This window comes from Sphingomonas sp. C3-2, from assembly GCF_033025475.1.
In the GTDB taxonomy this organism is placed as follows: domain Bacteria; phylum Pseudomonadota; class Alphaproteobacteria; order Sphingomonadales; family Sphingomonadaceae; genus Sphingobium_A.
In genome coordinates this window covers 3,243,712-3,267,060 of the sequence record NZ_CP130322.1, presented here as the reverse complement: position 1 = coordinate 3,267,060, position 23,349 = coordinate 3,243,712, and the positions used below count along the sequence as shown (strand labels likewise).

At 62.5% G+C, this 23,349-nt stretch carries 26 protein-coding genes; 9 read left to right on the top strand and 17 right to left on the bottom strand.

Going from position 1 to position 23,349, the window contains the following annotated elements; all coding sequences use genetic code 11:
• Nucleotides 1–3 precede the first annotated feature (3 nt).
• Entirely contained in the window at nt 4–573 is a 570-nt protein-coding gene (locus QYC26_RS15695; RefSeq protein ID WP_317513157.1) for a polysaccharide biosynthesis/export family protein, read from the bottom strand.
• 272 nt (nt 574–845) lie between these two features.
• Between QYC26_RS15695 and QYC26_RS15690 the strand changes: the two genes are divergently transcribed.
• A complete protein-coding gene (locus QYC26_RS15690) occupies nt 846–1,886 on the top strand; it encodes a hypothetical protein (RefSeq protein ID WP_317513156.1) in 1,041 nt (346 codons plus the stop codon).
• 75 nt (nt 1,887–1,961) lie between these two features.
• On the opposite strand, the gene QYC26_RS15685 is transcribed toward QYC26_RS15690, so the two are convergent.
• From QYC26_RS15685 to QYC26_RS15650, 8 genes are all read right to left on the bottom strand, one after another.
• The gene (locus QYC26_RS15685; RefSeq protein WP_317513155.1) at nt 1,962–2,591 is read right to left on the bottom strand and encodes a F0F1 ATP synthase subunit B; all 630 of its coding nucleotides are present in this window, start codon (nt 2,589–2,591) and stop codon (nt 1,962–1,964) included.
• Nucleotides 2,584–3,078: an ATPase gene (locus QYC26_RS15680; protein WP_317513154.1), complete on the bottom strand. Its 495-nt coding sequence runs from the start codon at nt 3,076–3,078 to the stop codon at nt 2,584–2,586. The genes QYC26_RS15685 and QYC26_RS15680 overlap by 8 nt, the downstream gene beginning before the upstream one ends.
• Nucleotides 3,079–3,152: 74 nt before the next feature.
• On the bottom strand, nt 3,153–3,380 hold the full coding sequence (locus QYC26_RS15675) for a F0F1 ATP synthase subunit C (RefSeq protein WP_317513153.1): 228 nt from the start codon (nt 3,378–3,380) through the stop codon (nt 3,153–3,155).
• Nucleotides 3,381–3,422: 42 nt separating this feature from the next.
• Nucleotides 3,423–4,181, bottom strand: coding sequence for a F0F1 ATP synthase subunit A (locus QYC26_RS15670; protein WP_317515087.1), 759 nt, complete (start codon nt 4,179–4,181; stop codon nt 3,423–3,425).
• Nucleotides 4,182–4,250: 69 nt separating this feature from the next.
• Nucleotides 4,251–4,568: an AtpZ/AtpI family protein gene (locus QYC26_RS15665; RefSeq protein ID WP_317513152.1), complete on the bottom strand. Its 318-nt coding sequence runs from the start codon at nt 4,566–4,568 to the stop codon at nt 4,251–4,253.
• 247 nt (nt 4,569–4,815) lie between these two features.
• Nucleotides 4,816–5,226, bottom strand: coding sequence for a YdbL family protein (locus QYC26_RS15660; RefSeq protein WP_317513151.1), 411 nt, complete (start codon nt 5,224–5,226; stop codon nt 4,816–4,818).
• Nucleotides 5,223–5,408, bottom strand: a complete 186-nt coding sequence (locus tag QYC26_RS15655) for a YnbE family lipoprotein (RefSeq protein ID WP_317513150.1) — start codon at nt 5,406–5,408, stop codon at nt 5,223–5,225. Before QYC26_RS15655 ends, QYC26_RS15660 begins: the two co-directional genes overlap by 4 nt.
• A 47-nt stretch (nt 5,409–5,455) precedes the next feature.
• A complete protein-coding gene (locus QYC26_RS15650; protein WP_317513149.1) occupies nt 5,456–8,641 on the bottom strand; it encodes a YdbH domain-containing protein in 3,186 nt (1,061 codons plus the stop codon).
• Nucleotides 8,642–8,809: 168 nt separating this feature from the next.
• Between QYC26_RS15650 and radC the strand changes: the two genes are divergently transcribed.
• Nucleotides 8,810–9,508: a RadC family protein gene (gene radC, locus QYC26_RS15645; RefSeq protein ID WP_317513148.1), complete on the top strand. Its 699-nt coding sequence runs from the start codon at nt 8,810–8,812 to the stop codon at nt 9,506–9,508.
• 46 nt (nt 9,509–9,554) lie between these two features.
• Here radC and QYC26_RS15640 read toward each other — a convergent pair whose 3' ends face one another.
• Both QYC26_RS15640 and QYC26_RS15635 read right to left on the bottom strand, forming a co-directional pair.
• The gene (locus tag QYC26_RS15640) at nt 9,555–9,950 is read right to left on the bottom strand and encodes an EF-hand domain-containing protein (protein ID WP_317513147.1); all 396 of its coding nucleotides are present in this window, start codon (nt 9,948–9,950) and stop codon (nt 9,555–9,557) included.
• Between the two features lie 136 nt (nt 9,951–10,086).
• Nucleotides 10,087–10,422, bottom strand: coding sequence for an EF-hand domain-containing protein (locus QYC26_RS15635; RefSeq protein WP_317513146.1), 336 nt, complete (start codon nt 10,420–10,422; stop codon nt 10,087–10,089).
• A 151-nt stretch (nt 10,423–10,573) separates the two neighbouring features.
• On the opposite strand from QYC26_RS15635, the gene purB reads away from it, so the two are divergent.
• Together purB and QYC26_RS15625 are read left to right on the top strand one after the other, a co-directional pair.
• The gene (purB, locus tag QYC26_RS15630; RefSeq protein ID WP_317513145.1) at nt 10,574–11,887 is read left to right on the top strand and encodes an adenylosuccinate lyase; all 1,314 of its coding nucleotides are present in this window, start codon (nt 10,574–10,576) and stop codon (nt 11,885–11,887) included.
• Between the two features lie 124 nt (nt 11,888–12,011).
• On the top strand, nt 12,012–12,218 hold the full coding sequence (locus QYC26_RS15625) for a hypothetical protein (protein WP_317513144.1): 207 nt from the start codon (nt 12,012–12,014) through the stop codon (nt 12,216–12,218).
• Between the two features lie 406 nt (nt 12,219–12,624).
• Here the strand turns inward: QYC26_RS15625 and dnaJ are convergent, their stop codons facing one another.
• Together dnaJ and dnaK are read right to left on the bottom strand one after the other, a co-directional pair.
• Nucleotides 12,625–13,755: a molecular chaperone DnaJ gene (gene dnaJ, locus QYC26_RS15620; RefSeq protein ID WP_317513143.1), complete on the bottom strand. Its 1,131-nt coding sequence runs from the start codon at nt 13,753–13,755 to the stop codon at nt 12,625–12,627.
• Nucleotides 13,756–13,820: 65 nt separating this feature from the next.
• Nucleotides 13,821–15,725, bottom strand: coding sequence for a molecular chaperone DnaK (gene dnaK / locus QYC26_RS15615; RefSeq protein ID WP_317513142.1), 1,905 nt, complete (start codon nt 15,723–15,725; stop codon nt 13,821–13,823).
• A gap of 148 nt (nt 15,726–15,873) precedes the next feature.
• On the opposite strand from dnaK, the gene QYC26_RS15610 reads away from it, so the two are divergent.
• Both QYC26_RS15610 and QYC26_RS15605 read left to right on the top strand, forming a co-directional pair.
• Nucleotides 15,874–16,344, top strand: a complete 471-nt coding sequence (locus tag QYC26_RS15610) for a copper chaperone PCu(A)C (RefSeq protein WP_317513141.1) — start codon at nt 15,874–15,876, stop codon at nt 16,342–16,344.
• Nucleotides 16,341–16,796 carry a vgr related protein gene (locus QYC26_RS15605; RefSeq protein WP_317513140.1) on the top strand — a complete coding sequence of 152 codons (456 nt, stop codon included), beginning with the start codon at nt 16,341–16,343 and terminating at the stop codon, nt 16,794–16,796. Before QYC26_RS15610 ends, QYC26_RS15605 begins: the two co-directional genes overlap by 4 nt.
• An 85-nt stretch (nt 16,797–16,881) precedes the next feature.
• Here QYC26_RS15605 and QYC26_RS15600 read toward each other — a convergent pair whose 3' ends face one another.
• From QYC26_RS15600 to QYC26_RS15585, 4 genes are all read right to left on the bottom strand, one after another.
• Nucleotides 16,882–18,594, bottom strand: coding sequence for an FAD-binding protein (locus tag QYC26_RS15600; RefSeq protein WP_317513139.1), 1,713 nt, complete (start codon nt 18,592–18,594; stop codon nt 16,882–16,884).
• Between the two features lie 204 nt (nt 18,595–18,798).
• Nucleotides 18,799–19,350, bottom strand: a complete 552-nt coding sequence (gene grpE, locus QYC26_RS15595) for a nucleotide exchange factor GrpE (RefSeq protein WP_411197609.1) — start codon at nt 19,348–19,350, stop codon at nt 18,799–18,801.
• A complete protein-coding gene (gene hrcA / locus QYC26_RS15590; protein WP_317513137.1) occupies nt 19,347–20,390 on the bottom strand; it encodes a heat-inducible transcriptional repressor HrcA in 1,044 nt (347 codons plus the stop codon). The genes grpE and hrcA overlap by 4 nt, the downstream gene beginning before the upstream one ends.
• Nucleotides 20,391–20,462: 72 nt before the next feature.
• Nucleotides 20,463–20,669 carry a hypothetical protein gene (locus tag QYC26_RS15585; RefSeq protein ID WP_317513136.1) on the bottom strand — a complete coding sequence of 69 codons (207 nt, stop codon included), beginning with the start codon at nt 20,667–20,669 and terminating at the stop codon, nt 20,463–20,465.
• 137 nt (nt 20,670–20,806) lie between these two features.
• Between QYC26_RS15585 and rph the strand changes: the two genes are divergently transcribed.
• The 3 genes from rph to hemW are packed head-to-tail and all read left to right on the top strand — an operon-like array spanning nt 20,807 to nt 23,348.
• Nucleotides 20,807–21,523, top strand: a complete 717-nt coding sequence (gene rph, locus QYC26_RS15580) for a ribonuclease PH (RefSeq protein WP_317513135.1) — start codon at nt 20,807–20,809, stop codon at nt 21,521–21,523.
• The gene (gene rdgB / locus QYC26_RS15575) at nt 21,520–22,158 is read left to right on the top strand and encodes an RdgB/HAM1 family non-canonical purine NTP pyrophosphatase (RefSeq protein WP_317513134.1); all 639 of its coding nucleotides are present in this window, start codon (nt 21,520–21,522) and stop codon (nt 22,156–22,158) included. The genes rph and rdgB overlap by 4 nt, the downstream gene beginning before the upstream one ends.
• Before the next feature lie 8 nt (nt 22,159–22,166).
• A complete protein-coding gene (gene hemW, locus QYC26_RS15570; RefSeq protein WP_317513133.1) occupies nt 22,167–23,348 on the top strand; it encodes a radical SAM family heme chaperone HemW in 1,182 nt (393 codons plus the stop codon).
• Nucleotide 23,349 lies beyond the last annotated feature (1 nt).

Sequence of the window (23,349 nt, the reverse complement as noted above, 5' to 3'; positions counted from 1 at the left end):
CCCTCAGAAATAGCGTTCGGCGATGCGCAGCGTATCGCCGGGCGCAATCTGGCTTTCGCTGTTGAGCGTAATTTCCCGCTCCTCCGCCTCCCCGGCGCGGCGCAGGAACACGCGTTTCCGCTGGGCGCGGTAGGTGAAGCCCTCTGCCTTGGCGATGGCGGCCATCAGCGTCATGCCTGGAACATAGGTGTACTCACCCGGCCGGTTCACCTCCCCCATCACATAGACGGGCTTGAAGCTCTTCACTTCGACGCTGACGCGCGGATTAAGCAGAAAGCCGTCGGCCAGACGCGTCTGAATGGCGTCGCCCAGCTTGTCCGGCGTTATGCCGGCGGCTTTGACGCCGCCGATAAGCGGAAAGGCCAGAACCCCATCGGTGCCGATCGCGAAATCGCCCGTCATCGTTTCCTCCCCATAGGTGGTGATGCGGATCGTTTCGCCGGGGCTGAGCAGATGCGGCTGCACCGCGGGGATTTCCGAAGCCGATGGAAAGGCCTGTTGGCCCGTGCAGGCGCTTGTCAGCCAGGGCACCAGTGCAATGGCAACCATGAGCGTCCGTTTTTCCATCTTCATCCGTTTTCGTTCCTGTCCGGGCATTGGGGGTCAGCCATGCACAACGCCCTTGGCGGCGCTTGGCTCCCGCGCGAACAGAAAGCCGCGCCCACAAATGCTTGGCTGCCCGGATTTTACGCCGAGCCGCACCCGAAACAATTGCGCGAAGGTATAGCCCGCACGGCGCAAGGCGCATCCGCCACGGGCGGGCGCAAGCGCACGGCACCAGCCTTGCGGCACCGCGTTCCGAGTGGGTCGGGGCGCAAAAGGCCCCCTGTACCAAAGGACATGCCATGAGTTTCGACCGTGCGGTCGCATCGCGCCGCCACTTTCTTGCCGGCGCGATTGCCCTTCCCGTCTATGCCTGTTTTGCGCCCGCCGATGCCGCTACCGGGCGCAGCTTTGTCGGCAACAGGCGCCGCGGCGGCAGCAAGGGCGAAGGCGGCGAAGGCATACGCGCGACATCGGGGATGACGTTGCGCAACTGCACCTTCAGGAACCTTGGCAATGGCGGCGTCCGCGTGGCGCGACCCATCAATGGATTGACGATCGAGAACTGCCAGGCCGATAATCTCTATCGCTTTCTGGAGGTTTCCCAACCGGCCAAGGGCGGCAGTGCGCGCCTCAGCAACTTCAGGCTGCGCAAAATCACCGCGCGCAACCTCGACCACGGATTTTCACGGATCCGCTATGGCTCGCACACCGGGGTGATCGAGGATGTCGTGGCCTATGCGAGCGCGCGGTGCGACGATTATTGCGTCGGCTTTCAGCTGGACGAGACAGCGCATGACATCCGCTATATCCGCGCCGAGGCGCATGGTTTTCGCGAAAGCGCGCGGCCACGCGACAAATATTGGAATGGCGATGGATTTTCGGATGAGCGCGGCAATAGCCATATCGCCTATATCGACTGCCTCGCCACCGGATGCAGCGATGGCGGGTTCGACCTGAAATCGGCGGGCGTCCAGCTGAGCAATTGTCTGGCCCGCGCGAACAAGCGCAATTTTCGCCTATGGGGCAGCGGCACGCTCACCCGGTGCACGAGCGAGAACCCCAAACATTATGGCGGCACGGGCGGGACCGCGCACTTCGCCTTTCATGGCAATGCCGGACGCTTCGTCCTCGACCGCCCGGTCGTGCGCGCCGCGCGCGGGAATACGGCACCGGTTTTCCTGATCGAAACCAAGGGGCCGGTGACGATCGAAATCCGGAACGCCGATATCGATGCGCCGTCCGCGCCGCTGTTCAAGGTGCAGGGGCCATCCCCAAAGATCATCTGGGTTCCCGAGCAGAAGAAGCAGAAAATTCGGGTGGCTGCGCAAGGCCGGGGATGACCGCCGGGGCGGCGGCTTTCGCGCATAAAAAAAGGGACCGGAAATCCGGTCCCTTTTCGAAATCCCTAGGGACGGTCAGTTCAGCCGCGAACCGATGCCCGCGATCGTGCGATCAACAAGCGCCTGGTCTTCGGTTGCACCATGCCCCTGAGCGATCAGAGTTGCCGCAGCCGTGGCAGCGGCTTGCGCCGCCTTGTTGCGGATTTCCGTGATCGCGGCGCGCTCGGCGGCTGCGATCTTGTCTTCCGCCATACGGGTACGACGTGCGGTGAGATCATCGGCGTGCGTACGCGCATCGGCGAGGATCTGCTGCGCTTCGGCTTCGGCATGAGCGCGCATCGAAACGGCTTCGGCCTCAACGGCCTTCACCTTGGCGTCATATTCTGCACGAAGAGCTTCCGCTTCTGCGCGAAGCTTCTTGGCTTCGTCCAGATTGTAGCGGATTTCCGCGATCTTCTTGTCGAGCGCGGCGCCAATGACGCCCGGAACCTTTTTCCACAGCAGGATCGCAATGAAGGCGATCATTGCCCAGGAAACCCAGCCCGTGGCGTCGAAGCCAAGGACGGAGGATTCCACGTGGGGAGCGCTGTGTTCTTCGGTGCCGGCGTGCAGGCCTTCGCCTGCGCCGTGCGCTGCTTCGCTCAGATTGGCGGCAACCTGTGCCGAACCATCGGGCTGCGTAGCATTGAGGACTGGATCAGCCATTTGCGAGCGCCGCCTTCACTGCCTGGGCCACCTGGGCCTGGGTTACCTGTGCGCCGGAGAGCCTTGCGACCATATCCTGCGCGGCTTCGACCGCCACGTTTTCAACGTCGGCGACAGCTGCATTGCGGGCAGCCGCGATGCGCGCTTCGGCGGCGTTGAGCGTCGTTGCGATTTCCGCATCGACCTTGGCGAGCTTTTCAGCCGAAGCCTGAGCGGCGTCGGCCTTGGCAGCCTGGGTGATCTTCAACGCCTCGGCGCGGTTGGCTTCCGCCTTCGCCCGATAGGCTTCCTCGCGGGCATCTGCTTCCGCACGAGCCCGTTCGGCGGCGACGAGATCGTCTGCGATCTGCTTGTCGCGGAGATCGACAGTCGACTGGATCTTGGGGACCATTCCGAGGCCGACCACGAGGAAAGTGAGGCCAAAGGTCACCAGAAGCCAGAAAACCTGCGACGCAAGCGTAGCGTCTATCTGGGCAATTTGAGGCATTTCAGTGTCCGTATCCTTGATCTGTGCTGGCCCGGCGCATCATGGCGCGGAGCCAGCCCAGACGATCTTCTTCGTTAGGCGACGAAGACCAGGATCATCGCGATAACGAATGCGAGCAGACCGAGAAGTTCTGCTGCCGCGAAACCGATGAAGAGGCGGCCCTGCTGACCGTCAGCAGCGGCGGGGTTGCGCAGCGCGCCTTCGAGGAACGAAGCGAACACGTTGCCCACGCCGAGAGCGGCGATACCAGCACCGATAGCGGCGAGACCTGCACCGAGAACCTTTGCGGCTTCTGCGTCCATAACGATAACTCCTTTTCTAAACTCTATTGCGTGTTGAACAGATCAGTGAAGATTTTCCGCGTCGTTCAGATAGACCGAGGTCAACAGCGCGAAAACATAAGCCTGGATAGCAGCGACAAGCATTTCGAGTGCGCTGATGCCGATCATCAGGATGAAGCTGGCAGCGCCGACGGTGAGACCGAACTGCGGACCTGCGTTGCTTGCATTGATGACGAAGCCGGCCAGAACCTTGAGCAACACGTGCCCTGCGGTCATTGCGACGAAGAGACGCAGACCAAGCGAGAAAGGCCGAACCAGGAACGAAATGAGCTCGATCGGAAAGATGACCGGGATCATCGGCAGCGGCGTGCCGTGCGGCACGAACAGCGAGAAGAAGTGAAGCTTGTGCTTCCAGAAGCCGACGATCAGGACGATCGAGAAGGAAAGAATGGCCAGAACACCGGTTACGGTGAAGTGGCTGGTAAAGGTGAAGGGGTGCGCCCCGAAAACGCCGATCGGCATAAGGCCGAGCAGGTTCGCGAAAAGGATGAACATGAAGAGCGTGAAGACATAGGGCAGATACTTGCGGCCCACTTCACCCATGTTCGCGACAAGCAGGTTGCTCACCATGCTCGTCATGCTTTCCACAGCGGCCTGCCAGCGACCGGGGATCACCTGGCGCTTCATACCGCCAAGCATGAATGCCCAGAGCACCAGACCAGTGATCACCATCCACAGTGCGGAATTGGTGAACGCAATATTGTAACCGGCGATGGACAGATGATCGGTGCCGAACAACGGCTCGATCGTGAACTGATGCATCGGATCGATTTTACCAGAATCGGCTGCCACGCGATAATTCCCAAATCCTGCAACCAAAGCGCCCGAAAATCACTTCGAGCGCTGGTTCGAAATCCTGATGATATTCCTGAAGGCAACCACAGTTCCGAGGAACAGCATCACCAGCAGGGCCCAGGGCGCCGTTCCGGCAAAGCGATCAATCACCCAGCCAACAACCGCACCGCCCACCATGCCCCCGATCAGCTCAGCCAGCACCCGGTTGCCGAGACGATAATTTTCGTCATGGCCGTCCTTATGCTCGCCCTTCCTGACCTTTTCAGCGTGATGCGCCGCATTCAGGCGTTTTTGCAATGCCTTGAGCCGCGCATCTTCGCCATTGGGTTCATGTTCGGGATCGCGTTCCGTCATACCTACCTCCCCTCCCGCACCAAAAGGCACCTGGTCAGGACATGGCACAACCGACGAGCGAGCCCGCCAAGGCGCGGTCCGTTTAGGAAGCGATGCCCCTTAAGTCAACCGCGATGGTGCAGAGAATGCCCCGGCCGGGACACCAAGGCGGTTCGATATTCACACGCCCAACAAGAAAGGAGCGCGGCACAACGGCGCCACGCTCCTTTTCCCTTATTCTTACAGCGTCATCGAGGCGCGTTTCGAATCACCCGACATTCGGGCAATAATCGGGCTTTGGCACGGGCGTATTACCTTCACGCACGCGCCATACGCCGTCATTGAGACGGTAAGCGCGGCCCGGGCCCACCTTGGTGGTGAGCGTCTGGCACCCGGTGGCAGCGGCCATATCGGAAACGCTGACCCCACGCTTGGCAGCGAGATCAGTATAGGCGGCGCGGCGCTTGATGTTGATCGCGTCAACCTCTGCCTTCAGCCCGGCCGAGGGGGAGTTGCGAAAGCCCAGATAGCCATCGGCCTGTTCGCCGATGTCGCCGCTGGCGAGCGCAGCCGAAACGGCAGAGGACTGGGCGTTGGCCACAGCCCCCATGCCGACAACGCCTGCCACGAGCGCGGCGGCGGCCGAGAGAGCGAAAAGCGATTTGCGGTTGCTGGTCATTGCGGAAACAACTCCGGATTATTCTCGATGAGATTTTGCGCATCCTGCTGAAGCCGTACAACGACTTCCTGCCGGATATTCACGTTCAGGTTGATCTCGATCGGCTTGTCGGGCGCCTTTACCTGAACACAACCGCCAAGACCGATGCCGATCAACGCGATCAGCGGCAGACCCATTTTCATGCCCGGACGCCGTGCATCGGCAACCTCCCTGAACAAGTTCGGGCTATTCATTGCATTTTCTCGCTTTCTTTAGGCTGAACGGGCTTTGGCGGCTGATCGGCCGGCTCGTAGCCGGGCATGTTCTGACGAATCAACAGCGCAGGATCGGTAAAGCTGCGGGCGGTGCCCAGCAGCTTGCGGAAAGGCGCCGCCACGCGGACGTTGAAGATGAACGGCAGACCGACAAATTCCTTCACGAGCGATTTCTCGGCCAGTTCCACCGTGCCCTTGTTGACGCCCGCGAATCGGACCTCGGTAATCATCTCGCCATCGAGCGCGCCGTTGAGCTCGATCACGAGGCTGTCATATTTCATCGATTTGAGCGCATCGAACGCCAAGGTGCCAAAGGTGCCGAGTTGTTCGTTCGAGACCTGGCCGACATAGGCGAGATCGCCGCCGCCGCGCCGAACGACCAGGCGCCCGCCTTCGATCCGCCCGCCCTGTTCGTCGAAGATCATCGGGAGCACGCCATCGAAGGTGCCCGTGGCCGAGATGTCGTCAAGTTCGAACTGGTTGATGAACTTGCCGGCATCGAGCCCGACGACCTTGAAGGTCAACCGCCGCTCGCGCGTTTCCGCCATGTCGAGCACGGCGGGTTCGAGGATCAGCTCACCGCCGGCAAACGGCCAGCGCCCCCCTTCGATCTTGACCTTCATATCGGGGAGCAATTGATAAGCCACCACGCCGTTGAGCACCGAGACGCCAGGGTTGACCTCGCCAAGGAACACTTGCTGGCCGGGCGCGGTTTCGAGACCCAGAAGATCGGTGAAGCGGATTTCGCCGGTGAGCGCGGTGACGGGACCGAATGCAGCGGCAAGGTTCGTGCCGCGTGTCCGGAAAACACCGTCGCTGGTGACGCCGTTGCGACCCCAGCGAATTTCGCCGCGGCCATCGACGCTGCCTTCCACATTCGCGACCACGCCGAGCGCCTTTGGCGTCAGCGTATCCGGCTGGATCGTCGGGCCGAAACGAATGCCGGGCACATCGAGGATCGCCTTGCCCGCGCCCGAGGAGAGCCGGTGATCAATCGACACCTGTGTCACCGCGACATTGCTGGACGGTTCAAGCAGCGTACCATTGGCGCGGATCAAGCCATTCTGGAAGCCGAGTGCGAAGTTGCGCGAAACGAGCGGGTTAAAACGCGGCGCAGCGGCTTCGGCATCGGCCACGCGCAGGCCGCCCTTCAGGGTGAGCGCGCCCTTGGCAAAGCCCCAGTCGCCCGCGCCTTCGGAAATGAGGAGGGGCACATTGGCGAGCTTGCCGCGCAAATCGGTGAAGCGGCCGGAGACGCCACCACCCTGCACGGAACCACGCAGATCGGCGATATCGAGACGAAGGGGATCTGCCCCGCCGCCCTGACGCAATGCTATCTGGCGGGCGGACAACGCACCACGCGCCACCGAATACTCAGCACCCGCAACCTCGAAGCTGAGCGGTGCACCGCCCATCGTACCGGCAAGTCGGGTTTGCTGCAGCCGCACGCCGCCGCCCAGCGCGCCCGAAGCACTGCGCGCGAACAGGGCACCGCCCTCATTGGGGCAGAGACGCAGCGTATGAGCCCCAAGGACGATGCCAGCCGCCTGAAGCCCCGCAAATCGCAACGGTGTGCATTCAGGATTGATGCGGACGTCTCCGCGCGCGGAGAGATGGCCGCGCACCGGCATCGACAACGCCTTTACCTGTCCGTCGCCCAGCGGCCCATCCAGCGTAATCACGGTATCGAACCGGCTGGCGCCGCGACTGTCGGCGCGGAACGAGATCGGCGTGAAGGCGAGCCTTGCCGCGCCGTTCTGCATCGGCGCGATCTGCGCCACGCCGTCGATCACGCCACCCGCGCGCCGCTGCCTTAGCGACACCATCGTATCGGGGAAGCCGCCGCCATTCAGCAGCATCTTGCCATCAATGCGGAGCTTGCCCGGGCCGGGCCAGTCGAGGCGGATCCCCTCGCCCTCCCCAAGGCTGGCGCGCGCGCCGCTTTGGCTGACGGCTGAGAGCGTAGCGATCTGCATCGTGCCGGCAGATCCGACGTGATCGAACTGGAAGCCCCCCTTCACCGCCGCGCCGGATGCCGCACGTTCGGCGGCGCGCGCGAAATCTGACAGGATGGGGCCGATCGGCGTTCCGCTGCCCGCAGAGCCAAATGCGGCAATAGACCGGCGCGATGCGTCATCCAGCGCCAGATGGCGCGCCTCTGCATTGCCCTTGAGCTTTAGTGAAAAACCTTCGCGTGCCATGCCCGCGACATATTGGCCGTGGAGCGAAGCATCGCGCGCAGCCCCGCCAGCCGCGACGAGGCTTCCGATCGCGAGTTTTATATCCCCACGCGTGGCGGTCTTTTCGCCTTCGAAGCCTGCGGTTCCGATCACCTCGGTCAACCGATTGCCACCTAAACGAACTTCGCGCAGATCGAGCCCGGCGGAACCCTGCCACCGATCAAGCGCCTCCGCCAGCCGCGCCTCGACCACCAGCCTAGGCCGGCTGACCGCCAGCCCATTATCCGAACAGGTGAGCGTGGATGCGCGGAGCGGCCCGTTTATGGTGGGACGCCGATCGGTGATCGCCAGATCGAACGAACCCGCCAGCGCATCACCCCGGCATGCCCCGAAGGAAAGTTGCGGCGAGCGCACCGCAAGCTTCCCGTGAAAACCGTTCGTCAGATTGCCGCGCCCCGCAAGCGCGAAACCAACCACGCCGCCGGGCATATCGATGCGGAGCCGGGTATCGGCGAGATCGACTTTCAGATCGGGAAGAGAAAAGGGCTTTCCGCTGGGGGCAGGCAAAAGCTTGTCGAGTTCACCGAAACGCACCGTCCCGTCGACGAGCCGGCCGTTGATACGCAGGCCATCGGCGCGCACCTCGGTAACCTCGAACCCCGTCCAGCCAAGGCGCGTGATGATTTCGACCCAGCGCGCCGTAACACCGGGATTGCGCGGATCGCCAAGCGAAAGATTTTCGATGCGTTGCGTGCGAAAGCCGATTTCGGTGAGATCGTAGCGCGCAGAAACGTTACGACGCTCCAGTTCCTTTTGGACGAAATCATCGGCCAGAGGCACGCGCTGCGACCACAAGCCAGCAATCCCAAGCGCCACAAGCCCGCTGCCTGCAAGAATGACGGCCGAGCGACGACGCCGGCGCGCGGCATCCGCCGCAATCGGCCGGTTACCGTCCTGTTCGGCGGTTTCCGCGTTGTTCAACGATTCACCTGAAAGCAAAACCCCGCCACGCCCCTCATCGCCTTCCCTTGCACCGACAGACAAAAAATCATTCCGCTCATGCACCAAACGCGGCAGCGCGATTGCGGTTGCATCTAAGCCATTGTACGCCTGTCAACAATGCGGGGGGATGAACAGAATACGCCCGATATGGGCTCCGCCAAAGCAAATCCGGCGCCCTATGACGGCGCCGGACACCGGGCGCGGCTTCGCCAGCGCCTGTTCACCGGTGGCAATGACGCGCTGTTAGACCATGAAATCATTGAATATCTTTTGGCAACCGCAATCCCGCGCCGCGACACCAAGCCGCTGGCCAAGGAACTGTTGCGGCAATTTGGCGGGATTGGCGGGCTGTTCACCGCCGACGCCGAAGCGCTGGGCCGCATACCGGGCATGGGCGACGGTGCGGTTGCGACAATCAAGATCGTGCAGGCAGCCGCGATCCGGCTGTTGAAAGCGGATATCGAGGAGCGCCCCGTACTTTCAAGCTGGCAGGCGCTGCTCGATTATCTCCGCGCGGACATGGCGTATCGCCTGACCGAGATGGTGCGCGTGCTACACCTCAATAGCCGAAATATTCTGATCCGCGACGAAGTGATGAACGAGGGATCGATCGATCAGGCGCCGATTTATGTGCGCGAGGTCATCCGCCGTGCGATCGACCTGGGTTCGGCGGCGATCATCCTCGTCCACAACCATCCGAGCGGCGATCCGTCACCAAGCCGGCAGGATATTGCCGTAACCAAGGACATCGCGGAGGCCGGACGACGACTGGGGATCACGCTGCATGATCATATCGTGATCGGCACACAGGGCCATTCGAGCCTGCGCAATCTGGGGCTCATATAAAAAGCGGGCGGCCAATGGCCGCCCATAGTCGGGGTAATCGTGACGTTTAGCCGGCAAGGAAAGTAGTGAGCTCAACCTTGCTCACGGCCTTGCTCTTGTCCTTATCCGCCTGCGCGAAAGCCGCGCTTGCCCAACTCTTGAGTTCAGTCGGCGCGGTCTTGTCGCCGGACGCCTGACGCAACTTGAGCATCCAATCTGAAAACTCAGCCTCGCTCAACTCACCATTGCTGTCCTTGTCGAAGGACGGGAAATCGGTTTCGACCACCTGCGCAACCTGCGCCTGACCCGATGCGGGCTGCTGGGCGCCGTCAGCCGAGGGCGCTGCCTGCTGCGGCGCGGCCTGCGCTTCAGTGGCCGGCTGCGCCGGATCGGCAGGCGCTTCCTGAGCAACAGCTGGAACGGCAAAGGCGATTGCACTTGCAAAAACAATCTTACGAATCATGATAAAACTCCTGCACTCACGCAACTCGGCAATCCTTTCGAGATCACCCTAAAGCATAGAGATGAACGACCCGGAACATTGGACAGTTCCTGCAGATACATTCCTTTCAGCGTTCAATCCAACCATCTCGCCGAAACTATTTTCTTCTCTTTTCATCGAGGAATTTTGAAAATTCCTCTGGCGTAACCTTTTGATCATTGTCGCTATCGGCCTGCCGAAAGGATTCGACTGCCCAGCTTTTCACCCGGATTGGATCTTCAGCCCGTGGACTACCCTCAGCGCGCAGCGCGCTAAGCCAACCGACGAATTCACCTTGATCGAGATGCCCCTTCCCCGATCGATCATGCTGGGGCCAATCGGCCGCCACAGCGGCGGCAACCTCCTGTGACGGCGGCACCTTTGTCCGGCCAACCGGTTCCTGCGCCTGCACTGCCGAGGCAGCAGCCAGCGCGATGACAGCGATCCTGAGCATCGCCTTCCTCCTTCGAAAGTCCCGCCTGAGCCCCTGAATGGTGCGCGCATTGCCCAATGGCCACAATTGAAGCGACGCCCCGCCTCTGCTACCGCCCGCCCGAACAGAATCCGTGCCGAAAATGCGGCCACCTGAAATCGGAAAGGTTACCATGGTCCCACGTTATGCCCGCCCCGCGATGACCGCGATCTGGGAGCCCGAATCGAAATTCAGCATCTGGTTCGAGATCGAAGCGCACGCCACCGACGCGCTTGCCGATCTTGGCGTGGTGCCCAAGGAAGCCGCGAAGGCGCTGTGGGACTGGTGGGCCACCAACCCCAAGATCGACGTGCCCGCGATCGACGCGATCGAAGCCGTCACCAAGCACGACGTGATCGCCTTTCTGACCTGGGTTGCCGAAAATGTCGGCGATCAGGCGCGCTTCATGCACCAGGGCATGACCTCGTCGGACGTGCTCGACACCTGCCTCAACGTGCAGCTGGCGCGCGCATCGGACCTGCTGATCGAAGACCTCGACAAGCTGCTCGAAGTGCTCAAGCGCCGTGCCTATGAGCACAAGCTGACGCCCAGCATCGGCCGCAGCCACGGCATCCATGCCGAGCCGGTGACCTTCGGCCTCAAGCTCGCGCAGGCCTATGCCGAGTTCAAGCGCAACCGCGACCGTCTGGTCGCCGCGCGCGCGGACATCGCCACCTGCGCGATTTCGGGCGCGGTGGGCACCTTCGCCAATATCGACCCGCGTGTCGAAGAACATGTCGCTGACAAGCTGGGCCTTTCTGTCGAGCCGGTTTCGACCCAGGTAATCCCGCGCGACCGCCACGCCATGTATTTCGCGACGCTGGGCGTGATCGCATCGTCGATCGAACGCCTCGCCACCGAAGTGCGCCACCTGCAGCGCACCGAAGTGCTGGAAGCCGAGGAATATTTCTCGCCCGGCCAGAAGGGCTCGTCGGCGATGCCGCACAAGCGCAACCCCGTGCTGACCGAAAACCTGACCGGTCTTGCCCGCATGGTGCGCGGTTACGTGACCCCCGCGCTCGAGAACGTCGCGCTGTGGCATGAGCGCGACATCTCGCACAGCTCGGTCGAGCGCTATATCGGCCCCGATGCGACGATCACGCTCGACTTCGCGCTTGCCCGCCTGACCGGCGTGATGGACAAGCTCGTCGTCTATCCGGAACGCATGCAGAAGAATCTCGATCGCATGGGCGGCCTGGTCCACTCGCAGCGCGTGCTGCTGGCATTGACCCAGGCCGGCGTGAGCCGTGAGGATTCGTACCGCCTCGTCCAGCGCAACGCGATGAAGGTGTGGGAATCGGATGGCCAGCTTTCGCTGATGGAACTGCTGAAGGCCGACGAGGAAGTCGCCAAGGCGCTTTCGGCACAGGAAATCGAGGAACGCTTCAACCTCGACTATCACTTCAAGCAGGTCGACACGATCTTCGCCCGCGTGTTCGGCGAATAAGCGACACAGATCGAAGCGAACGAGAAGGGCCGGCATTTGCCGGCCCTTTTTTCATGCACACGAAACGCGCGCCTGAAAGCGGAGCCGTTTCAACAGGATCAACAAAGGCGGCAGCGAGTTGCGCTTGATGCAACTGCATGAGCGCGTTTTGAAATTGCCCTTTCGAGAAATAAAATTATTTCATGCTGCAGCGCACAATAGCGCGTGGGGGACGTCGTGGGAGACGTCTAACATCTGGAGCATGACGATGAAGGTCTTTGAAACGGCGACCAGCCTGGTGCTGGTAATCGCCACACAGGCGCTTGCAATCGGAACCATCCTGGTCATCTGATCGCAGCTCAAGAGCCCCGCATGGCACCGCCAGCGGGGTTTTCTTTTGCCCGATTAATTCGACATGAACCCCGGTATTGCATTTTTCGCAATCAGATTGCGTAAATATATATTGCGATTATCAGCAATAATATTATTTGGATGTCCATCGAGTTTCACGGCCCCGGGTCGCACCAAACCGTGAAATAAGAGAGCGCATCTCCTGCCGGAGCGCGGCTTCCCTTATGCCGCAATCCGCGCGCGCTCGCGAACGGGCAGTTCCCTCTCCGTGCCCGGACGCTCCCTCAAAAAACCCCGCCGGTGCGCACCGGCGGGGTTTTTCTATTGCGGGAAACGCGAAACCGCAGAACGGGCGACGAAGCCGACCGAATGAGAACGGGCGGACATTTCTGCCGCCCGTCATGCGATCAATCGGTGAGATCGTCCCACATATTCTTGATCTTTGCGAAGAAGCCGGTGGACTGCGGACATTCCTCGCCCGTCTCGGTCTCGCGGAACTGTTCGAGCAGTTCCTTTTGCCGGGCCGTGAGCTTGGTCGGCGTCTCGACATCGATCTGGATGACCATGTCGCCCTGCCCGCGCCCCTGAAGCACCGGCATGCCGGCACCGCGCTGGCGGATTTGACGTCCCGACTGGATACCCGCCGGAATGCGAATTTCATGCTCGGTCTTATCCAGCCCCGGCACGGTGATCGAACCACCGAGCGAGGCAGTGGTGAAGCTGATCGGCGCGCGGCAGAAGAGCGTCGTCCCCTCGCGTTCGAACAGCGTATGCCGGCGGACATGGAGGAAGATGTAGAGATCGCCCGAGGGCGCGCCGCGGGCGCCCGCTTCGCCTTCGCCCGAAAGGCGAATGCGCGTGCCTTCATCGACACCGGCAGGAATATTGACCTCAAGCGTCTTTTCGCGGTCGACACGGCCTTCACCGCGGCACGAGGTGCAGGGTTCGGCGATCACCTGGCCTGCGCCGTGGCAGGCCGGACAGGTGCGTTCGACGACGAAGAAACCCTGCTGCGCCCGTACCTGACCACGCCCGCCGCATTGGCCGCAGGTTTTGGCCGAGGTGCCGGGCTTGGCGCCCGAACCGCCGCACGGATCGCAGGAAGCCGACACGTCGACGGTAATTTCCGTCTTCTTGCCGTGATAGGCTTCCTCGAGCGTAATCTCGAGATCGAAGCGCAGATCGGCGCCGCGCCGCGCCGACTGGCGCTGACCACCACCGCCAAAGCCGCTGCCGAAAATCGTTTCGAAAATATCGCTGAAGCCTTCGAAGCCAGCGCCCGCACCCGCGCCGCCGCCAAAGCCGCCATTCTGGAAGCCTTCACGCCCGAAACGGTCATAGGCCGCGCGCTTCTGCGGATCCTTCAGGCAATCATAGGCTTCGCTGATCGCCTTGAACTTGCCCTCGGAATCCTTGCACCCTGCATTCTTGTCAGGGTGATATTTCATCGCAAGACGGCGATAGGCCGACTTGATCGTCTTATCGTCTGCCGTCCGTTCGACGCCCAGCAGTTCGTAAAAATCAATTTCGGTGCTCATGCCGCCCCCGGCGTGCCACGCCCGCCACCCCCGCGAAAACGGAGATGACGGGCGGCGTCACGCATTTATGCCTTGTTGTCGTCGACTTCCGAGAATTCGGCATCAACCACGCCGTCATCGGCCTTGGTTTCACCAGCATCACCCGCGGGCGAAGCGGCTGCTGCCTGTTCCTTCTCGTAAATCGCCTGACCAAGCTTCATCGCGACCTGAGCAAGCGCCTGCGCCTTTTCGGTCATCTGGGTGGCATCGCCCCCTTCGACGGCCGTCTTGGCTTCGGCGACTGCGGCTTCGATTTCCGACTTGAGCGCCGCGTCCACCTTGTCGCCATGCTCTTCGAGCTGCTTTTCGGTGGTGTGGATGAGGCTTTCGGCGTTGTTCTTCGCTTCGGCCACTTCCCGACGCTTCTTGTCATCTTCGGCGAACTTTTCAGCGTCCTGGACCATCTGATCGATGTCCGCATCCGAAAGACCGCCCGAAGCCTGGATCTTGATCTGCTGCTCCTTGCCGGTGCCCTTGTCCTTCGCCGTCACGTGCACGATGCCGTTGGCGTCGATGTCGAAGGTCACTTCGATCTGCGGAACGCCGCGCGGTGCGGGCGGAATACCGACGAGATCGAACTGGCCGAGCATCTTGTTGTCGGCCGCCATTTCACGTTCGCCCTGGAAGACGCGGATCGTGACCGCCTGCTGATTGTCATCGGCAGTCGAATAGACCTGGCTCTTCTTGGTCGGGATCGTGGTGTTGCGATCGATCATGCGGGTGAACACGCCGCCCAGCGTTTCGATGCCCAGCGACAGCGGGGTCACGTCGAGCAGGAGAACGTCCTTGACGTCGCCCTGAAGCACGCCGGCCTGAATCGCCGCACCCATCGCGACGACTTCGTCGGGGTTCACGCCGGTGTGCGGTTCCTTGCCGAAAAAGCCCTTCACGACTTCGCGCACCTTGGGCATGCGGGTCATGCCACCAACGAGAACGACTTCAGCGATTTCATCGGCCTTCACGCCCGCATCGGCCAGCGCCTTCTTGCAGGGCTCAAGCGTGCGCTTGATCAGGTCTTCGACGAGCTTTTCGAGGTCGGCGCGCGTGATGTTCTTCACCAGGTGCTTCGGCCCGGTGGCGTCGGCGGTGATGAAGGGCAAATTGACTTCGGTCGACTGCGCCGAGGACAGCTCGATCTTCGCCTTTTCAGCAGCTTCCTTCAGACGCTGCAGCGCGAGCTTGTCCTTGGTGAGGTCGATGCCCTCAGCCTTTTTGAACTCGTCGGCGAGATACTGGACGATCGTCGAGTCGAAGTCTTCGCCGCCGAGGAAGGTGTCACCATTGGTGGCCTTCACTTCGAACACGCCGTCACCGATTTCGAGGATCGAGATGTCGAAGGTGCCGCCGCCAAGGTCGTAGACCGCGATCGTCTTGCCGTCCTGCTTGTCGAGGCCATAAGCGAGCGCGGCCGCGGTCGGCTCGTTGATGATGCGCAGCACCTCAAGGCCCGCGATACGCCCTGCGTCCTTGGTCGCCTGACGCTGAGCGTCGTTGAAATAGGCCGGAACGGTGATCACCGCCTGGGTGACCGTCTCGCCGAGATAGCTCTCGGCGGTTTCCTTCATCTTCTGCAGCGTGAACGCCGAGATCTGCGCCGGCGAATAATCTTCGCCGCCGGCCTGAACCCATGCGTCGCCATTAGGGCCCTTCACGATCGTGTAGGGCACCAGCTCGGTGTCCTTTTTCGTCACCGGATCGTCGAAGCGACGGCCGATAAGGCGCTTCACCGCGAAAATCGTGTTGTCGCCGTTGGTGACCGCCTGGCGCTTCGCCGGCTGGCCGACCAGCCGCTCGCCGTCCTTTGCGAATGCGACGATCGACGGAGTCGTGCGTGCGCCTTCTGCGTTTTCAATCACCTTCGGCTTGCCGCCTTCCATGACGGAGACGCAGCTGTTGGTGGTGCCAAGATCGATACCGATTACCTTGCCCATATTTTTCCTCATTACCCCGATAGGCTATGATCCGGCCCCAGAATCCCCGGCGACCGAAGTTACGCTGGCGATATAGGTGGGCTTTTCCTTGTCGCAACCCGGTCTGTGCGCCTAGTTGAGCAGACAAATGCATAAAGGAGCCAGAATCATGCGCCTACGCCCCGTTCTTGCAGCGCTGTTTGCCGCGTCAACACTCGCGCTGGGCAGTTGCGGGCAGGATCCGGTGCTGTATGTCGATCAGGCTTGGGTGCGCCTTCCCGCGGTTCCCGATGCCCCTGGCGCGGCCTATTTCACGGTTCATGGCGGCCCCAATGCCGACCAGTTGATCCGCGTCACCTCTGCCGTCGCGATTCGCACCGAGATGCACGATGTGGTGACCGAGAATGGCGTGACCCGGATGGTGCCGCTGGAAAGCGTCGACATTCCAGCACTCGGCAAGGTCGAATTCAAGCAGGGCAGCAAGCATGTCATGATGTTCGATCTGCGCCGCAATCTGAAGGCGGGCGATACGATGCGGCTCGATTTCATCTTTGCGAGCGGCGAGCAGATCTATGTCGACGCCCCCATGGTCGCGGCCGGCGGCGACGGCAGCACCGAAAAGCACGACAAGGGCCATTGAGCCGTCGCCCGCTCAGCGCCGGCGAGCGCAGGCTGGCGGAATCGATGTTCGGGACGGCGATCAATTATGACGCCGTCACCGTCAACCAGCGCAAATGGTGGCCGTTCCAGCCGCGCCATGTGACGATGGCGCCGGATGGGCATTTATGGTTTCACCCCGATGGCCACAGCTATTGCGCCGATTTTTGCGTCGGCACGCTTTCGCAGCAGGGGCTGTTCCTCCACGAAATGACGCATGTGCTGCAGACGCAGCAGCGTGGGCGCTTCTACCTGCCGCTGATGCGCCATCCCTTTTGCCGCTACGCCTATGATTTCGAGCCGGGCAAGCCGTTCGAGCGCTATGGCATCGAACAGCAGGCGGAGATCGTCCGCCATGTCTTTCTGATGCGCAGTGGCGTGCGTGTGGAAGGAAAGCCCCCGCTGCCCGTGCTGGAGGCTATACTTCCCTTCTGAAAGCGGGGCGAAAAGGTGGACATGCTGGACATGACGATCCCGCCCGTGTCGCCTTTGCCAGCCCCCGTTCCTTTTCCCTTAGCGGTCAGACATTCGCGCCCGCGACATGGCGTGCGGCACGACGCCCCGAGAAGAAACAGTCCGCATAGGACAGCCCGCTGACATAGGTCTGCGACGCGATGCCCACCGCGCAGCGGCCAGCGGCGTACAGCCCGGTGATCGGCTTGCCCGCAGGGTTGAGCACCTGCCCCGATTCCTCTTCGACGCGCAGGCCACCAAAGGTGATCGTGGCGAGCGGCAGGAATCGGCTTTCGACCGAAATATCCATGGCATAGAAGGGCCCGGTTGCGATCGGCTTCATATCGGCCGGCTCCTTGCCGAAGCGATCGGGCTCCTGCCCCGCAGCGGCGCGGTTATAGGCGGCGACCGTATCGGCAAAGGCCACGCGGTCGAAACCCATCTTGTCGGCAAGCGCCTCGAGCGTGGGTGCCTTCTTGTAGTTGAAGGCGAGGTTGAGCCGGGTGACGTCGCGCTGGAAGGGCACCAGCTTGGGATCGCCCGCCTGCTCAAAGGCCAGCTTTCTGAGCGCGGCATCATAGACCAGATAGGCGACGCCGCCCTGCTTGTCGCCGATATGTTCGCCCATGGTGGCACCGTAAACCGTTTCGTCAACGAAACGTTCTCCGTTGCGGTTGACCGCGATTCCATCGGACCAGGCCTTGGGCGGGTTGATGAAGCGCCAGGCGCTGATCTTGTCCATCAACGCGGTCGCGCCGCCCGCCGTCATGCCGAGCATGATGCCCGCGCCCTGATCGCCGATCGTGCCGTTGGGCATGCCCTTGGAATAAGCGGGCGCGTAGCGATCGACCATGCGCTGGTTCATGATGAAGCCGCCGGCGCTGAGCACCAGCCCCTTTTCGGCGCGGATCCAGCGGGTCTGGCGGTGATCCGCCTCGATCTGCGACGCCTTGCGCAGATAGTGATTGCCGATGCCGATGGTGATGCCCGACATCGGCATGCTGGGCGGCAGCATCGCAAGGAAGGTGCTGGCGCGGCGGATATAGCGCAGGAAATCCTCTGCGGCCTTGGTGCCCTGCGCAATGCTGAGCACCTTTACCCCGACGACGCGGCCGGTGCTGTCGAGCGCGAGCTGGCGCGCCTCGGTCATCGGGCGGAAATCGACCCCCAGCCGCAGCGCGGAATCGCGCAGCGGATCAAGGATGGCGGCACCGAGACCCCAGGCCTTCTTGCCGTTGGTGGCAAAGGCGCGGTGCCCGCGCGCGGCGGGCTTGGCAACCTTGCGGTAGCTGGCGACGAGCGAATTATCGGGGTGATAGAGGAAGTGATCGAGCGGCGGATAGGATGCCTTCTTCTTCCACACCTTACTGCCGTCGAGCTTGCCGCCATGCTTCAAGATCCAGTCAATGGTCGGCACGCTTTCGGCCACGAAACGGCGGAGCGTCTGATCGGACACGACCTCGCCCGCTTCCATCTTCAGATATTTGTACATTTCCTCAGGGGTGTCTTCTTCCCCCGCATCCTTCTGGATCTTGGTGCCGCCGCCGGCATAGAATACGCCGCCATTGGCCGCGGTGGACCCACCGCCTTCATATCGATCGATCGCGATCACGCGCACATCACGCTCAATCGCTTCCAGCGCGGCCGCCACGCCCGCGCCGCCAAAGCCGACGACGACCAGTTCGGCGCTGTCATCCCATCTGTGCGCATCGACATCGGGCAGAACGAGAGGCTCTTCGACGGACAGACCGACTTCCTGTGCCTTTGTGAAGATACCCATGACGCTTCCCCTTCGATCGAGACGCAGCGCACCTTCTGAAAACGGGCACGATTGCGTGGATTAACAACTATATTCGTAAAATGGCTTAGCCGCGACATCGCAAAGCGGCAATACATGTTGTTTAGCCAGAGAAAGTGCCGACAAAAAAGGGACCGGGTTGCCCCGATCCCTTCGATGAGAATTGCTGGAAAGCCTTAAAAAGCGTCAGTCGGGCTTTTTCGCGACGCCGACAAGCGCCGGGCGCAGCAGCCGATCCTTGAGCATGTAGCCGACCTGCATTTCCTGAATGATCGTGCCGGGCTCGGCATCGCTCGGAATTTCGACCATCGCCTGATGGCGGTTGGGATCGAGCGCTTCCCCCAGTGCCGTCACCTTGGTGATGCCATGACGTTCGAACACGCTTGTGAGTTCGCGCGCGGTGGCCTCGATGCCGAGCAGAAGGCCCTTCACCTTTTCGTCCTCGCGCAGATCGGCCGGGACCGAATCAAGCGCGCGACCCATATTGTCGGCCACCGAAAGAATGTCGCGGGCAAAGCCGGTGACGGCATAGGTGCGCGCGTCCTGCGCGTCCTTTTCAAGGCGGCGGCGGACATTCTGCACCTCTGCCTGCGCATAGAGCACGGCCTGCTTCGCCTCGACGAGATCGGCCTCAAGTTCACCCAGCCGATCGAGCTCGCCACCGCCGGCTTCGGCGTCGGCCACCGCTTCTGCGGTTTCAGCGTTCTGATTTTCTTCCATGTTCTGCTCGTTACTCATCCGATCAATCTCGATAATGTCTGTGCCGTGAAATCCACCATGGGAACCACGCGCGCATAGTTCAAGCGTGTGGGGCCGATTACGCCGACGACGCCGACGACCCGCCCATCCTGCCCGCGATAGGGCGCGGCGATGACCGACGAACCCGAAAGCGAGAAAAGTTTGTTCTCCGACCCGATGAAGATCCGGGTTGCAGCGCCCGTGCGCGCATTTTCGAGAAGGCGGGAAATCTCCTCCTTCCCTTCCAGTTCGTCAAGCAGTTGGCGCACACGGTCGAGATCCTCTGCCGCGCTTTGATCGATCAGATTGGCCTGCCCGCGCACGATGAGTACCGGGCGGCTGGCGCCGTCTTCCGACCAGATGGCGAGCCCGCGCGAGACCAGTTCGCGTGCGGCCGCATCGATCGCGGCGCGCCCGTCGGAAATCTCGCGTTCGAGCTTTACGCGCGCCTGCGCCAGGGTGAGCCCCGAGAGCGTCGCGCTCATATAATTGGCGGCCTCATTGAGCGCGCCCGCCGTCATCCCCGGCGGCAGATCGACCACGCGGTTTTCGACCGAGCCATCCTGCCCGACAAGCACGGCCAGCGCCTGCTGCGCGGACAGCGGCACGAAACCGAACTGGCGGAGCACGGGTTCGTGCTTGGGGACGAGCACCAGCCCGGCACAGGCGGACAGGCCCGAAAGCACCGAGGTGGCCGCGGCGAGTGCATCCTCGATCAGCCCCCTGCCCTTGACGTGCGATTCGATCGCCGCGCGTTCCTCGGCCGAGGGCTCGGCCGCCTGCATCATCCCGTCGACGAACAGCCTGAGCCCGGTCTCGGTGGGCATGCGGCCAGCCGAGGTGTGCGGCGCAGCAAGCAGGCCGAATTCCTCCAGATCCTGCATCACATTGCGGATCGAGGCAGGCGACAGATTGAGCCCCGGCAGCTTCGACAAGGTGCGCGAGCCAACCGGCTGGCCGGTTTCGATATAGCTTTCCACCGCCAGACGAAACACGTCGCGGGCGCGATCTGTGAGTTCAGTGATGGGTGGTGCGATCATGGCATGGATGTAGGCGATGCGTGCCGCCGTCTCAACGCCCGAAACCGCGTCCCGGCCAAAAGGCCCATGTTTTCAATGACGGGCGTTGATCCAGCGACCGACCAACACGGCGACAAGCCCGGCCACGGCAAGCCCCGCCCCCCGGATCGTCCATTCGGGGCGCAGATACATGAAATCGGCATGGGGAATATGGAGATAGCCCGTGCCCTGCGCCATCCAGACGAGGCCGACCAGAAAGGCGATAACGCCCAATATTTTCAGAAGCGCCTTGATCTGCATCAGCCAGCCCTCCACCCCGAAGCTGGAACATAGTTACTGAACCGGTGCTTGATAAGGCGTCAGGCGCACCGCACCGGCGAGATTGAACCGGAGGCGCCCCCCGTCTAAAGCGCGGGTTCAATTCCAAGGAGACATTCATGCGCCCTTCCGGCCGCACGCCCGACCAGATGCGCCCCATCAGCATCGAAACCCGCTTTACCAAGCATGCCGAGGGTTCGTGCCTCATCAGCTTTGGCGAGACCAAGGTGCTCGTCACCGCATCGGTTGAAGAACGCGTACCGCCGTTCCTGCGTGGCAAGGGCGAAGGCTGGGTGACGGCCGAATATGGCATGCTGCCCCGCGCGACGCACACGCGCGGCAGCCGCGAAGCCGCCAAAGGCAAGCAATCGGGCCGCACGCAGGAAATTCAGCGCCTTATCGGTCGCTCCTTGCGCTCGGTGGTAGACCTGAAGGCGCTCGGCGAACGCCAGATCACGATCGACTGCGACGTCATCCAGGCCGATGGCGGCACGCGCACGGCATCGATTTCGGGCGCCTGGGTGGCGCTGCGCCTTGCGGTCGACACGCTCCTTGAAAAGAAGCTGCTGACGAGCGACCCCATCCTGCACAAGGTGGCGGCGATTTCGTGCGGCATCTATAATGGCACGCCCGTGCTCGACCTCGACTATGACGAGGATTCGAACGCCGGGGCGGACGCGAACTTCGTGCTGACCGACAATGGCAATATTGCCGAGGCACAGGCGACCGCCGAAGGCGAAACCTATGACGAGGAAGCGCTGCTTCGCCTGCTCCGTCTGGCGCGGATCGGCTGCAACGAGATCTTCGAAGCACAGGCAAAGGCAACCGGACGATGAGCGCAGGCGGAGACGAACAGATCGGCCAGCAGGCGATTCGCAAGCTGGAGCCGGGCAAGCTGGTGATCGCCAGCCACAATGCGGGCAAGGTGCGCGAGATCGCGGCGTTGCTGGCGCCTTTTGGCCTTGAAGTCGTTTCCGCCGGCACGCTTGGCCTGCCCGAGCCCGAGGAAACCGGCACCAGCTTCATCGCCAATGCCGAACTGAAGGCGCGCGCGGCCGCCGATCTTTCGGGTTTTCCCGCACTGGCCGACGACAGCGGCCTGTGCGTGGCGGCGCTGGGCGGCGAGCCCGGCATCTTTTCGGCGCGCTGGGCCGGCCCGAGCAAGGATTTCAACGAGGCGATGCGCCGCGTTGAAATGAACCTGCAGGACAAGGGGCCGGACACCGGGCGCGACGCGCACTTCATCTGTGCGCTCTCGCTCGCCTGGCCCGACGGGCATATCGAAAGCTTTGAAGGCCGGGTGGACGGTGTGCTCGTCTGGCCGCCGCGCGGCGAGAACGGCTTTGGCTATGACGCGATGTTCCAGCCGCTGGGCCATGACATCACCTTCGGGGAGATGGACCCCGACGCCAAGCACGCGATGAGCCACCGGGCCGATGCGTTCGCGCAACTCGTCGCGGCGGTGTTCTGAGACACGCCTTGAGCTTTGACCATCCTGTAACGGCGCCGGCGGCTGACACTGCCACGGCGCCGCTTGCGCTTTATGTGCACTGGCCCTTCTGCGTATCGAAGTGCCCTTATTGCGATTTCAACAGCCATGTCCGCGAAAGCGTTGACCAGCAACAGTGGCGCGACGCGCTGCTCGCCGATCTGGCGCATGAGGCGGCGCTGACCGGCGGACGGCCGCTGGGATCGATCTTTTTCGGCGGCGGCACGCCGTCGTTGATGCCCCCCGAAACCGTGGCCGCGATCATCGACGCGGCCGCGCGGCACTGGCAGATGCAGCCCGATACGGAGATCACGCTGGAGGCCAACCCCTCCTCGGTCGAGGCGGCGCGCTTTGCCGATATTGCGCGGGCCGGGGTGAACCGCGTGTCACTGGGGCTGCAGGCGCTGGACGATCAGGCGCTCCATTTTCTGGGACGCGCGCATGACGTGGCCGAGGGGCTGGCCGCGCTCGACACCGCACAGCGCCATTTCGGGCGGGTGAGCTTCGACCTGATCTATGCCCGGCCGGGCCAGTCGCTTGCCGGCTGGGAAGCCGAGCTTGCGCGCGCGCTTGCGTTCGGGACGGGGCATTTGTCGCTGTATCAGCTCACGATCGAACCGGGCACGCGCTTTGCCACGCTGGTGGCGAAGGGCGAACTGCCCGAGGTTGATCCCGATCACGGCGCCGACCTGTTCGAGCAGACGCGCGCGCAGACCGCAGCGGCGGGGATTCCCGCCTATGAGATTTCGAACCATGCCCGCCCCGGCGAGCAAAGCCGCCACAACCTGACCTATTGGCGCTACGGCGACTATGTAGGCGTTGGCCCCGGCGCGCATGGGCGGCGGGGGCAATTGGCGACCTTCCGGCGTAAGAAGCCCGAAAACTGGCTGTCGGCGCTGGCGCGCAACGGGCACGGGATCGAGAGCGAGGAACCGCTCGCCGCGCGCGACCGGGCGCATGAGGCGCTGCTGATGGGGCTGCGGCTTGCCGAGGGTGTCGATCTGGCTTGGATTTCCGCGCGTTCGGGGATTGCCGCCGATGCGCTGGTCGATGCCGATGCGGTGCAGGTGCTGGAGCGTCAGGGGCTCGTCACCCAAAAAAACACCCGGCTCGGCGTGACCGAGGCCGGGATGCTTTTGCTCGACCGGATCTTGGCAGAAATCGTCGCCTGAT